Genomic DNA, 12639 nt, shown 5'->3' with positions numbered 1-12639 from the left:
CCGCCGCCGCTAGCCGGCGACGCCCACGGAACAGTGCTGCAGCAGGCCGTTCACCACAGTGGCCAGCACGTGACCCTGCGCCAGCTCATCAGGGGCCGTTGACAGTGGATCAACGTCGAAAACGGTGAAATCAGCGCGCTTGCCCACCGTTACCGAGCCCGATACCGTCCGCTCCCCTGCAGCTTCGGCCGCGTGCGAGGTGTAGCCTTCCAGCGCCTGGCGTGCTGTGAGCGCCTGGCCCGGCACAATCGGCTGTTCATCCGGGTGGCCCGACCGCCGCCGAAGTTGCGCGTCTGCGAGGATCGGAAGGGGCGGAAAGGGGGCGACAGGCCAATCGGAGCCAAGCGCGAGCGTTACGCCTGCGGACCGGAGGTCAGCGGACCGCCATCCACGGTCCGCCCGTTCTTTTCCCAACCGCCTTGACCAGTTGTCCGTCTGGTCCGCGCGCGAATAGTGGGTGCAGTGGCTGGGCTGCATGCTGGCGATCAGGCCGGAACCGGCGAACCTTTGGATGAGTCCGTCCGGGACCGTTTCAAGGTGCTCGATCCGGTGCGGAGCCCGGGGCAGGTCCGCCGGAAGATCCTCGAACGCTGCCAGCACTGCCGCCACGCCGGCGTCACCGATGGCATGGGTTGCGGTGGGAATGCCCTGGCTTGCGAAGAACCTGATGGCCCGGTTGTACTCCTCCGGGCTTGGCCAAAAGGGTGCGACGGACTGGCCGTGGCTGTCGGGCTCAAAAAGCCAGGCCGTGCCGTTGTCCACCGTGCCGTCCACGAACAGCTTGATTCCGGCCACTTCCCACCGGGAGCCCCGAGCAGTCCTGACCTGCTCCACCAGCCGCCGCCAGTCGGCCTCCCCGCTTCCCGGCATGCACCATGGCGAAACCCGCACGCGCACCGGCAGGCCCCTGCCGCATCCGGCCAAATCGTTCTCAAGGGCGGCAAGGAGCTCCAGGGTTCCCTCCCCGCAGTCCATGACATGGATGCCTGTCAGGCCTGCCCGGGAGAACGAATCAAAGAGCTCACCCAGCCGGCGCTTCCGTTCCTGGAAAGTCTCCTGGGGCATATGTTTCAGGACCAGGTCCAAAGCCGCGGCTTCGAGCAGGAGACCGGTGGGGTTCCCCCTGCCGTCGCAGACCACTTCCGCTGCCTGGTCGAAGTGCCGTGGCCCGGTGATGCCGGCGGTCTCCAGCGCCGCCGTGCTCGCCAGGGCGGAATGGGCATCGAACAGCCGGATCACGGCCGGGCGGCCGGCCACGACGTCGTCGATCAGCTCCCGGTGCGGCGGCGCTGACCCGAAGGCATTTGGGTCGAGTCCCCAGCCGCGGACCCATTCGCCCGCCGGCGTTGCCGCCGCCTCTGCCCGCAGCAAGGCGCGCACGGCGGCAAGGTCCGTGATGCCGGAGAGGTCGCAGCCGCGTGTCATGTCCAGGCCCATGACGGGGTGGACGTGGCAGTCGACCAACCCCGGGGTAAGGACGGCGTCACCGAAATCGATGACCTCGGCCGGACCCCAGGACTGCGCGTCGCGCCGCGTTCCAACCGCCTGGATGTGCCCGTCCCGGACCGCTACAGCCTGGGGCGCAGGTCCATTGGGTGTCCCGTCCATGGTGTGGACTGTGCCGGCAAGGATAATCAGGTCAGGATTCATGTCATTCATGTGCTTCGAAGCTTCCAATGCGGTCAAAGGTGGCAGGACGACGGCGGCGCAGCCACCGGGCGGCCAGCAGGCCCCCGGCGAACACCACAGGCGTAACCAGGATCAGGATGGTGTTGGTCAGGGCGTCGGCCGCGGTAAGGAGTTCGATGTTCAGTGCGATGAGGAGGACGACGCCGAAGAGCAGGACCGCTGATACGAGGCTGAGCGGGGCGAGGAGTTTGTTGCGGGCAGCAGCAGGGTTCCGGCGGAGGTACAGGAATGCTGCCACGGACACCAGCCCCTGGAGGCCCACGATGCCGAAGATGCCCGGGGTGTTCACCCAGATCAGGAGCTGCTGGTACGGGTCCGCGTTCAGGATGGCGCAAACAGTGATGACCACCGCTGCCAACATGGTCTGCAGCTGCCCGGCACGGTGCGGTGACCTGAACCGGTGGTGCGTGCGGCCGAGGAACGCCGGCAGGACCCCGTCCCTGGCCAGCATGTAGACATAGCGGTTGATGGCGTTGTGGAACGCCAGTTGTGATGCGTAGACGCTGGTGACGATCAGGACGTACATGGCAGTTTCAGCCCAGGGTCCCACATACTGCCCTATGGTCTGGAAGAACATCCCGCCGGACAGTTCGCCCGCGGCTTCCACCACCTGGTCGTCGCCAAAGGCCTGGATGACGGCCCAGACGATGAAGGCATAGAACACGGACATGAAGCCCACCGCGATGTACATGGCGCGGGGAACGGACTGATCCGGGTTGCGGGCTTCGGAGCGGTACAACACCGTGGATTCAAAGCCCATGAAGGCGGCGAAGCAGATGCCCAGGATTGCCAGGACGCCAGGTCCAAAGGCCTGCCCGGCGCTGAAGGAGCCCAGGCTGATACCGTGTGCGCCACCGCTGCTGAGGATGCCCACGCCCATCACGCCGAGAATGCCCGTTTCCGCGACCAGGAGGACGCCGAGGACTTTGGCGCCCACGTCGATCCCCCGGTATCCCAGGAACCAGACAGCCGCGACGGCGATGAGGGCAATGGCGGGCCACGGAACCTCAAGCCCAAAGAGGACCTGCAGCATGTCATGCGTCTGGACGGCGAAGAGCCCGTAGACGCCGATCTGGAGGCAGTTGTAGGAGACGATCGCAAGGATGGCGGACGCCAGCCCCACGGTCTTTCCCAAAGAAATCGAGATGTAAGTGTAGAAGCCGCCGGAGGCTTTGACGTGGCGCGTCATCGCCATGAACCCGATGGCGAAGAGGGTCAGGACGATGCCCGCCAGGAGGTAACCGGCAGGGGCGCCGATGCCCGCTACTCCGATCGCCACCGGGGCTACGCCCGCCATCACTGTCAGGGGTGCCGCAGCCGAGATCACCAGGAAGGCTATGCCTCCGGTGCCCAGGGCATTGCGCTTGAGTGCGCCATCCACGGACGGCGCAATTGGTTTTGTTTTGGTCTCGGGCACAGCTCTGTCCTTTCCTTGAAGCCCACTTAAACGAAAGGCTTTCGTTTAGTATGGGACCAAGTGGTCCAGAGCACAATAGTTTTGCCGGCACGGGCGGATATGTGTCAGCCCGCTAGGCTGGAGCCGATGTCCAAGAGCTGCAGTCAGGAGAACCGATGGGCCGCCCGCCCCTCCCATTGATTTCCGTGGAGGCCCTCACGACGGCCGCACTTGAACTGGTGGACCAGAGCGGGGATTTCAGCTTTCCCAAACTCGCCAGGAAGATCGGCGTGAGTCAGTCCTCGATCTACAACCATGTCTCGGGACGGGACCAGATCCTGGAACTGCTCAGGCACCGCATCATCACCGAGGAGCCGTATCCGCCGGTGGACCATGAGGACTGGGAAGGTGCCCTGCGGATCCTGATCCGCGCCTACCGGGACGCCTTTGCCCGCCATCCGCGGCTGGCACCCCTGATGGTGCTCCAGTCCATTACCGACCCCGAGGTCATCGGGCTTTACGAGGACCTCGCGCTTGCCTTGGAGGCTGCCGGTTTCCGTGGCCGGGACGTGGTGTCGGCGATTTCCACGATTGACAGCTTTGCGTTGGGCGCGGCCCTGGATCTGGCCGCGCCGGACGTCGTCTGGGATCCGCCGGCGGAGGGCTATCCCACGCTCAAGCGCGCCGTCAGCCATGCCGGCCCTCCGGCGGAGCGCGGCAACCATGCGTTCGACTTCGGGCTCGACGTCATCATCGGAGGGCTCCGCGCGAAGCTGGACGGGTAAGCCCGCCCAGCTTCGCGCCAGCGCTAGCAGCCCTCAAAGTCGGTGAGGACCTTGACCTTCCCGGCGGAGGCCGACGTCGGATCGAACGTGTAGCCGATCCATTCCTTCGCAAGCCGCCGTGCGAGCTCGATGCCCACCACGCGCTGGCCCATGGTGAGCACCTGGCAGTCGTTGGACAGGATGGAGCGTTCCACGGAGAAGGAGTCGTGGGCAGCGGTGGCGCGGATGCCGTCCACTTTGTTCGCAGCGATCGCCACGCCGATTCCGGTGCCGCAGAAGAGGATGGCCCGGTCAGCGGCACCGTCCCGGATCATCTCGCCGGCTGTGATGCCCACGTAGGGGTAGGGCCTGGTGAAGTCGTCCGGGGCGTCGCTTCGGTTGACGCCGATGTCGAGGACCTCGCTGACCCGGGGGTCGGTGCGCAGGTCCGCCAGGATCTTGTCCTTGTAATCGACGCCGGCCTCGTCCGCGCCGACAATGAGCCGCAGCCCCATGGTGTTTCCTTTCGTTGCCATTACTTTGCTGACGCCTGCACAGTGGCAGCGGTTGCGCGGGTGAAGTGCGGCCCCATCACGGCGAAGACCATCGCCAGGGAGGTTGCACCGGGGTCCGGCGTGCCCAGGCTCTTCTCGGCCAGCGGGCGGGCACGGCCCTTGAGCGGAAGGAGGTCCGCGGTGGCTTCCGCCGCAGCAGCGGACTCCTGCGCGGCTTCCTGCCATGCACGGCCCGTTTCCACGCCCTCGGCCACTGCGCGGCTAAAGGCGGAGGCGAAGGGCAGCAGGGCATCCACCATGGTCTTGTCGCCTCTTTGGGCCTTGCCCAACTGGATGATCCGGTCAGCGAATGCGGTCACGGCTGCCGCAAGGGCACCGGGTTCGGGCGCGGAAGAGTTGCCCAGTGTCTCGCCAAATGCACGCAGCGCCGCTCCCCACAGGACGCCGGAGGTGCCGCCGGCTTTGTCCGCCCAGGCATCACCGGCAGCGGCAAGTACATCCCCGGCGCCGGCCCCGCCGGCCAGGGCATCCGACGCTGCGGCGGCTGCCGCATCCACGCCGCGCACCATTCCACGTCCGTGGTCGCCGTCGCCGGCAATAGCATCCATGCGGCCCAGCCGCTCTTCGGCGTCGTGCAGCGACGAACGGGCGGCGTCAATGGCCGCTACGCAGGCGGCGGCGTACCCGCGGGAGGCGTCCGTGGCGACGAACGAAGCGGCGGCCGCGCCGCCGTCGGACGTTTCCTCAACGCCACGGGCCCCGGACTCCAGGGCCGCGTTGCCACGGCGGTAGGCGGGCGTCTCCGCAGGGGCAACCCACAGCCGCTCAAGTTCCTCATCCAGCCAGGTGACCGTGAGCGAGACGCCGGCCATGTCCAGGCTGGTCACCAACTCGCCCACCTCGGGCATCACCAGCGTGTAGCCGGCCGCGCGGAGCAGCGGCGCCACGGCTCCCCAGAGGACAAAGAGCTCCTCATGCTTCGTGGAGCCGAGGCCGTTGAGGATGACGGCGATGCGCTTGCCGGCGTGAGGTGGCGTTTCAGAGAGCACCCGGGACACCAGTTCCTGCCCGAGGTCCTTCGCCGAAGGCAGGTCCGTGTCGTGCAGGCCGGGCTCGCCGTGGATGCCCAGGCCCAGGCCCATCTGCCCTTCGGGCAGCGTGAACAGCGGTGAGTCGGCGCCCGGGAAGGTGCAGCCGGCAAACGCGCTGCCGATGGTCCGCGTCAGGTCGTTGGCCTTGCGGCCCAGCCGCACCACCTCCGCGAGGTCCGCGCCGTTGTCCGCCGCCGCCCCCATTACCTTGAACACGGTGAAGTCACCGGCGATGCCACGGCGCTTAGCGGATTCCGACGGCGGGGCGCTGGCGATGTCGTCCGTCACCAGGACGTTCTCCACGGGGATGCCCTCGGCGGCCAGGCGTTCGCTGGCCATGCCGAAGTTCATCACGTCGCCGGCGTAGTTGCCGTAGGTGAAGACGACGCCGGCGCCGGACTCTGCGGCCTTGGCCACCGAGTAGGCCTGCTGCGCGGAGGGCGAGGTGAAGATGTTTCCCACCACCGCGCCGTCGGCGAAGCCGGCGCCTACCAGCCCGGCGAAGGCGGGGTAGTGCCCCGAGCCGCCGCCGGCCAGGACGGCGACTTTGGGCTGCGCCGGCCGGTACCGGCGGACAGCGCCACCGGGAACCTGCCGGACCAGGTCGGAGTGGACGTCGCAGAAGCCTGCCAGGGCCTCCTCGGCAAACTCTGAGGGGTCATTGAAGATTTTGGTCATGGGGGTTCTCCGGCATCCGGGGTGGTCTGGGAGCTGTTGCTGCTAGTGGATGTGGCTGCCGCCGTTGATGTCGATGGTGGTGCCGGTGAGGTAGGCGGAGTCCTCGGAGGACAGGAAGGTGATGACGGAGGCCACTTCTTCCGTGGTGGCGTTCCGGCCCAGCGGGATGCCCGCGTTGATGGCGGCTTCCTGCTCCTCGGTGCTGCCCACGCGGATGTTGGTGTCCACGGCACCCGGGGTGATGGCGTTGACGGTGACGCCGGTGGCGCCCAGTTCGCGGGCCAGGGCCTTGGTGAATCCCAGGATGGCTGCCTTGGCGGCGGAGTAGGGGACCTTGCCAAAGACGCCGCCGCCGCGCTGGGCGGAGACGGAGGACATGTTCACGATCCGGCCCCAGCCGTTCTCGATCATCTCCGGCAGGAACGCCTTGGTCACCAGGTAGGTGCCGGTGGCGTTGACGTCCATGACCTTGTGCCACAGCTCAAGGGTGGTTTCCAGGAACGGAACCGGGGAGGTGATGCCGGCAATGTTGGCCAGGGCGCCGACGGGCGGGAGGTTGCCGGCGGCCACCTCTGCGGCGACGGCGGCCTGGGCTGCGCTGACGGAGGCTTCGTTGGCGACGTCGATCTCGTGGCCGAAGGCGGGAACGTTGAATTCATTGCCGATCTCGGCTGCGACCTTGGCGGACTTCTCGCCGTCAAGGTCCAGGATGACGATGCCCCAGCCCTCACGGGCGTAGCGGCGGGCGGTGGTGATGCCGATGCCCCGGTCCGAAGTTGCTCCGGTGAGGACGGCGGTGCGCTGGATGGCGGTCATGGTGGTGCTCCTTGGGTTGTTCAGTTCAGATGAGGTCGGTGATGAAGCTTGCAGCCTTGGCGGCGGCGGCCGGGCGTTCGTCATGGGTGACGTCCCGGGTCTCCAGTTCCAGGGAGAAGTGGCCCGTGTAGCCGTCCGCGGCCAGCCGCTTCAGGCCGCCGGCGAAGTCGGCCTCGCCGTTGCCGATGCTGAGGTTGATGTTCCCCGGCACGGCGTCGCGCAGGTGGACATGGCTGATGCGGCCAGGGTGCCGGTCAAGATACGCCTGGACGTCCTCGCCGGCAGCCGTGATGTGGCTGAAGTCCATGACGATTCCGACGCCGGATCCGGCCAGCCGGTCGGCCAGCAGTCCCGCACGTTCCAGATTCCAGCAGAACCGCAGGAAGTGCAGGGATTCGGTCCAGAGTTCGACGCCGAACTCTGCAGCGCGCCGGCCAGCAGCAGCGAGCTGCGCGGCAATGAGGTCCAGGTCTCCCTCGACGCTCCGGACCGGGTTGTGGTCCAGGGCGCCGCAGGGCAGCACCAGGGCTTTGGCCCCGATGTTGGCCGTGAGGGTGAGCAGGGCGTCCAGGTGGCGCCGCCTGGCGTCCTGCCCATCGGCGTCGAGGACTGCGTTCAGGTCCCCGATGTCGCCGTTCACTGAACGGACCCGCACACCGGAGGCGACGACTTCCTGCGACACCGCCGCCACTGCGGCCCCGTCAAGTTCGTACGGCACGTGGTCGCAGACCCCGGGCAGGGCGCCCAGATCGATCTCCTCGAAACCAAGACCCTTCATGGTGCCCAGGGCAGTGTCCAGGTCCTGGTGCCGGAAGCTGATGGATGAGCACCCAAGTCTGGAATGGAACATCATTGATCCTTTGAATCGTGCCGAGCGGTAGTGATGGACACCACAGTAGTCGCGTTAACTGTCAACAGTCAACTCTGAAAGTCGACTGTTGACAGTGTAGATGATGTGCGTCACACTGGGTCGTACCAATTTGTTAACAGTCGACAGCGGCGGACTTCTTCAGCCGCTTTTCGAAAGGGAACCACCATGAGCAAAGATGCTCTGACCATGCGCGGCCCGGTGCACGGCACCAAGGACGCCCGCCGAGTTGCCATCGGATCCGGCGTTGGGGCCGTCATCGAGACGTATGACTTCATCGGCTTCGGCACCGCTGCCGCACTGTACTTCGGCACCGCGTTCTTCCCCGGCAGCGATCCCGTCACCGGCACGCTTGCCTCCTTCGCCACCTTGGGCGTCGGCTTTGCGGCCCGTCCGCTGGGCGGCATCATCGGCGGCCACCTTGGTGACAAGGTGGGCCGCAAGCCCGTCCTGGTTGCCTCGCTGATCCTGATGGGCCTGGCCACGTTCGCCATCGGCCTGCTCCCCACCTACGCAGCGGTGGGGCTGCTTGCCCCCGCACTGCTCGTCTTCGTCCGCATCGTCCAGGGCCTGGCCTTCGGTGCGGAGTGGGGCGGCGCCATCCTGATGAGCTACGAGCACGCCCCCTGGAAATCAAAGGGCAAGTACACCGGGATCGTCCAGGCCGGCTTCCCCGTGGGCCTGCTGCTGGCCAACCTGACCTTCCTCTTCAGCGTCCAGCTCGGCAACGAACTCGCCTGGCGCATCCCGTTCCTCGCCAGCATCCTGCTGGTGATCGTGGGCCTCATCATCCGTTCCAAGGTTCCCGAGTCCCCGGTCTTCGATGAAGTCAAGGACAGCGGCACCATCGTCAAGGCCCCGATCGTCGAGGTCATCAAGACTGACTGGCGCAACATCGTCAAGGGCATCGGCCTGCGCATCGCCGAGACCGCCGGCTACGCCGTCTCCATCACCTACATGATTTCCTACATCAACAGCCAGCACCTGGCGGACAAGAGCCAGACCCTGATCGCCCTCTGCATCGCGTCGGCCATCGGCATCTTCGCCACCCAGGCCTGGGCAGCACTGACGGACCGCATCGGGCGCCGCCCCCTGTACGTCTGGTCCACCGCCTTTGCCGCACTGTTCGCCATCCCGATGTTCCTGCTGGTCAACACCGGCCTGTTCATTGCCATCATCATCACCATCGTGATCTCGTACGCTGTCTGCCAGAACTCGCTCGCCGGTGCCCAGGGCTCGTGGTTCCCCGAGCTCTTCCAGGCCCGCACCCGCGCCTCCGGCGCCAGCCTGGCCTACCAGATCTCCGCCATGGTCTCCGGCTTCACCCCGTTCATCACCACCCTGCTGTTCGTCAGCTTCGGCTGGATGGGCCCGGCACTGCTCTTCGGCGCCTACGCCCTGATCGGCCTCTGGGCCGCCATCGCCACCCGGGAAACCTGGGGCAAGCGCGAACGGGAGCTCGCCGACGAAGCCACCAAAAGCACCCCCAACACCGTCAACGCCTGAATGACCCGCACGCACCAAACGATCACGGAGCCAGTAATGCCTACAGATACAGTCCAGGACAACGCACTGCAGACCGCAGTGACCCCGGAACGTGTGGACAGGATCAGCGCCGCCGCCTACCGGATCCGGCACCACGCCCTGAACATGGGCGAGGTGCAGGGCCAGGGGTACGTGGGCCAGGCACTGGGCGCCGCGGACATGCTCGCCACCGTCTACGGGGACCAGCTGAAATTCCGCGCGGATGACCCGCACTGGGAGGGCCGGGACCGGTTCCTGCTCTCCACCGGGCACTACGCCATCGGCCACTACGCCGCCCTGGCGGAGGCCGGCATCGTCCCGGTCGAGGAGCTGGAAACCTACGGCTCGGACGACTCGCGGCTGCCCATGTCCGGGATGTCCACCTACACCCCCGGCATGGAAATTTCCGGCGGCTCCCTGGGGCACGGCCTGACCATCGCCGTCGGCATGGCTTTGGGCCTGCGCTACCAGGGCTCAAGCGCCCGGGTGTTCAACTTCCTCTCCGATGGTGAGCTGGACGAGGGCTCCACCTGGGAAGCGGCCATGGGCGCGCACCACCACCAGCTGGGCAACCTCACCGCCATGGTGGACATCAACGCCCTGCAGGCCGACGGCAAGACCGACACCGTGCTCCGGACTGAGCCGGTCACCGAAAAGTGGGAATCGTTCGGCTGGTACACGCAGCGGGTGGACGGGAACGACGTCGGCGCGCTGCTGGCAGCGTTCGACAACGCAGCCGCCCAGGCCGCCGCCGTCGGACGTCCCTCCGTGATCCTGTGCGACACCAAGGTGGGCCGCGGCGTCCCCCTGCTCGAGGACCGCGAAAAGGCGCACTTCATGCGCATCGAAGAAAACGAATGGCAGACCTGCCGCGAGCAACTCACCGCCGGATATGAAGGAAAGGCTCCAGCATGAGCACCACCACCGAGGCTCCCGATACCGCAGCCGCGGCCAAGCCGAAGCTGAAGACCTCGGCGATGATCGCATCCTTCGCGGACCCGGGACAGAAGACGTCCTCCGCGCCGTTCGGTCACGCCCTGGTCAAGGCCGCGCAGGAGAACGACAGGATCGTGGGCCTGACCGCGGACCTGGGCAAGTACACGGACATGCACATCTTCGCCAAGGCCTTCCCGGAGCGGTTCTTCCAGATGGGCATGGCCGAGCAGCTGCTCTTCGGCGCCGCCGCCGGCCTGGCCGAAACCGGCCTCGTTCCGTTCGCGTCCACCTACTCGGTGTTCGCCGCCCGCCGCGCCTACGACTTCCTCTGCCTGGACGCGGCCGAACCGAACCTGAACGTCAACATCGTGGGCGGCCTGCCCGGCCTGACCACCGGTTACGGCCCAAGCCACCAGGCCACGGAGGACATGGCGATCTTCCGCGGCATGCCCAACCTGACCATCGTGGACCCCTGCGACTCGATCGACATCGAACAGGCAGTGCCGCAGCTCGCCGCCTCCGAAGGACCAACCTACCTGCGCCTGCTGCGCGGCAACGTGCCCACCGTCCTGGACGAGTACGACTACACGTTCGAACTCGGCAAGGCCAAGGTGCTGCGCGGCGGCAACGACGTCGTCTTCATCTCCTCCGGCCTGATGACCATGCGTGCGCTGCAGGCAGCCAAGGCGCTGGCGGCACACAACGTGGACGTCGCCGTCGTGCACACCCCCACCATCAAGCCGTTCGACGCCGAAACCGTCCTCAAGGAGATCAACACCGACCGGCTCGCCGTCACCCTGGAAAACCACTCCGTGGTGGGCGGACTGTTCGAAACCGTCGCCTCCGCCGTCGTCACCGCGGGCCTGGGCAAGCGGGTGGTGCCCGTGGCGCTCCCCGACCAGTTCCTGGACGCCGGCGCCCTGCCCACCCTGCACGAGCGCTACGGGCTGGCCACAGACCGCATCGTCGCCAAGGTCCTGGCCGAACTCGGCTAAAGGCCAGGCACCAGATGGAAAATGCACGGCACCGGTCCTAAGCCGGTGCCGTGCATTCTGCCGTACTATCGAAACTACTACCGACTGTAAACAGTCGACTTATGACATTGAGGACAGAAGCCATGGCCGGACTGACCGCCCCCTTGCTGGGACTGGAAAAGAAGAGCCTGCGCGAGCAGGCGCTCTCGGCGCTGAGGACCGCCATCACCAGCGGAGAACTGGAACCCGGCCGCCACCTGGTGGAAACCGAGCTGTCCGAGATGCTGCAGATCAGCCGCGGCACCCTTCGCGAAGCCCTCCGCCAACTGGAGCAGGAGGGCCTGCTGTCCGCCGGCCCCCGCGGCAGGCTGTCCGTCCGGCACCTGGACGAAAAGGAAATCCGGGACATTTACTCCGTCCGCGCCGCCCTGGAGTCCCTGGCTGCCCGGACCCTGTGCGAACTGCCGGACCGGCAGCAGGTCACCGAATCACTGCACAAGGCCATTGACGCCATGGAGGCCGCGGCCAGCGGCAGCCTTGAGGCGCGGATCGAATCCGATCTCGAATTCCACCGCACGCTGTGCCGGCTCACCGGCAACGAAACACTGCTCCACTCCTGGGAATCCCTGGAGGGCTCCATCCGGATGTCCATCATGTTCGCCGGCCTGGAAAAAGGCGTCAGCAACATGAGCGTGGACCGGCACAAGGACATCGTCGCCGCCATCGACACCGGGGATGCCACCCTGGCCCGCAAGACCATCCTGGAACACATGGACACCGCGGCAGCCAACCTGGTGGCGTAGCTTTCGGCCTCTTTACCTTCCCGGTTGGGAATCCCACGGCACTCCCAGCCGTTAACCTACTGCGCGGTAAATAACCGCGGCGTTAACGAGGGATGGTATGACCGCAAAGTTTGTGTCAGTTGAGGACGACGCCGGCAAGGTCACCCGGTATGCCCGCCACGACAACGGCGGCGGCCTCATTGCACCTGGAGCCATCGTGGCCGACAGCGCCAGGATCGGCTCCATGAGCTATGTGGAACACGGGGCCAGGGTGGGTGCAGGCTGCCGGATTGGACACGGCAGCTGGATCGACCGGGACGCGACGATCGGTGACCGGACGGTGATCGGCGATGGCGTGCGCATTGGCCGGGGCACGGTGATCGGCAACCGGGTCCACATTGGCAGCCACTCAAGGATTGGTTCCAGCGTCCTGATCGAACACGGCGCCCACCTGGACAGCGACAGCACGGTGCCTGACGGCAGCGAGGTCCTCGCCGGGGCGCACTCACGCCTGGCACCGGCCCGGCACCGGCAGCACCGGAGAGTCAAGGGCGGGATAGCGGCCTAACCCGGGGCTGTAGGTTCGCGGGTTACTGGGTTAATGGG

The 12639-nt window shown here is 66.6% G+C and carries 12 protein-coding genes; 6 read left to right on the top strand and 6 right to left on the bottom strand.

What is annotated here, in order from left to right; translation table 11 throughout:
- Window positions 1-9: 9 nt before the first annotated feature.
- Entirely contained in the window at window positions 10-1659 is a 1650-nt protein-coding gene (locus LDO14_RS01715) for an amidohydrolase (protein ID WP_018770883.1), read from the bottom strand.
- On the bottom strand, window positions 1652-3106 hold the full coding sequence (locus tag LDO14_RS01710; protein ID WP_018770884.1) for an APC family permease: 1455 nt from the start codon (window positions 3104-3106) through the stop codon (window positions 1652-1654). The genes LDO14_RS01715 and LDO14_RS01710 overlap by 8 nt, the downstream gene beginning before the upstream one ends.
- Before the next feature lie 155 nt (window positions 3107-3261).
- Between LDO14_RS01710 and LDO14_RS01705 the strand changes: the two genes are divergently transcribed.
- Window positions 3262-3870, top strand: a complete 609-nt coding sequence (locus tag LDO14_RS01705; protein ID WP_018770885.1) for a TetR/AcrR family transcriptional regulator C-terminal domain-containing protein — start codon at window positions 3262-3264, stop codon at window positions 3868-3870.
- 23 nt (window positions 3871-3893) lie between these two features.
- On the opposite strand, the gene LDO14_RS01700 is transcribed toward LDO14_RS01705, so the two are convergent.
- Genes LDO14_RS01700 through LDO14_RS01685 form a run of 4 tightly spaced genes read right to left on the bottom strand, consistent with a single transcriptional unit; the run spans window position 3894 to window position 7799 of the window.
- Window positions 3894-4385, bottom strand: coding sequence for an RpiB/LacA/LacB family sugar-phosphate isomerase (locus LDO14_RS01700; RefSeq protein WP_026266011.1), 492 nt, complete (start codon window positions 4383-4385; stop codon window positions 3894-3896).
- The gene (locus tag LDO14_RS01695; protein WP_018770887.1) at window positions 4385-6133 is read right to left on the bottom strand and encodes a dihydroxyacetone kinase family protein; all 1749 of its coding nucleotides are present in this window, start codon (window positions 6131-6133) and stop codon (window positions 4385-4387) included. The genes LDO14_RS01700 and LDO14_RS01695 overlap by 1 nt, the downstream gene beginning before the upstream one ends.
- 42 nt (window positions 6134-6175) lie before the next feature.
- The gene (locus LDO14_RS01690; protein ID WP_018770888.1) at window positions 6176-6949 is read right to left on the bottom strand and encodes an SDR family NAD(P)-dependent oxidoreductase; all 774 of its coding nucleotides are present in this window, start codon (window positions 6947-6949) and stop codon (window positions 6176-6178) included.
- A 25-nt stretch (window positions 6950-6974) separates the two neighbouring features.
- On the bottom strand, window positions 6975-7799 hold the full coding sequence (locus tag LDO14_RS01685; RefSeq protein WP_134165344.1) for a sugar phosphate isomerase/epimerase: 825 nt from the start codon (window positions 7797-7799) through the stop codon (window positions 6975-6977).
- A 186-nt stretch (window positions 7800-7985) separates the two neighbouring features.
- Between LDO14_RS01685 and LDO14_RS01680 the strand changes: the two genes are divergently transcribed.
- The 5 genes from LDO14_RS01680 to LDO14_RS01660 all read left to right on the top strand — a co-directional run bounded on the left by LDO14_RS01680 (window position 7986) and on the right by LDO14_RS01660 (window position 12601).
- A complete protein-coding gene (locus tag LDO14_RS01680; RefSeq protein WP_018770890.1) occupies window positions 7986-9323 on the top strand; it encodes an MFS transporter in 1338 nt (445 codons plus the stop codon).
- A gap of 36 nt (window positions 9324-9359) precedes the next feature.
- Window positions 9360-10256 carry a transketolase gene (locus tag LDO14_RS01675; protein WP_018770891.1) on the top strand — a complete coding sequence of 299 codons (897 nt, stop codon included), beginning with the start codon at window positions 9360-9362 and terminating at the stop codon, window positions 10254-10256.
- Window positions 10253-11272, top strand: coding sequence for a transketolase C-terminal domain-containing protein (locus tag LDO14_RS01670; RefSeq protein ID WP_018770892.1), 1020 nt, complete (start codon window positions 10253-10255; stop codon window positions 11270-11272). The genes LDO14_RS01675 and LDO14_RS01670 overlap by 4 nt, the downstream gene beginning before the upstream one ends.
- A 122-nt stretch (window positions 11273-11394) precedes the next feature.
- Complete coding sequence (locus tag LDO14_RS01665) at window positions 11395-12054, top strand: GntR family transcriptional regulator (protein WP_018770893.1); 660 nt, start codon at window positions 11395-11397, stop codon at window positions 12052-12054.
- A 97-nt stretch (window positions 12055-12151) separates the two neighbouring features.
- Window positions 12152-12601, top strand: a complete 450-nt coding sequence (locus LDO14_RS01660; RefSeq protein WP_018770894.1) for a DapH/DapD/GlmU-related protein — start codon at window positions 12152-12154, stop codon at window positions 12599-12601.
- The last annotated feature ends 38 nt before the right edge of the window (window positions 12602-12639 follow it).

This window comes from Arthrobacter sp. NicSoilB11 (assembly GCF_019977375.1).
Taxonomy (GTDB): Bacteria; Actinomycetota; Actinomycetes; order Actinomycetales; family Micrococcaceae; genus Arthrobacter.
The sequence above is the reverse complement of the archived record's forward strand: the minus strand, read 5'-3'. Positions and strand labels throughout refer to the sequence as shown.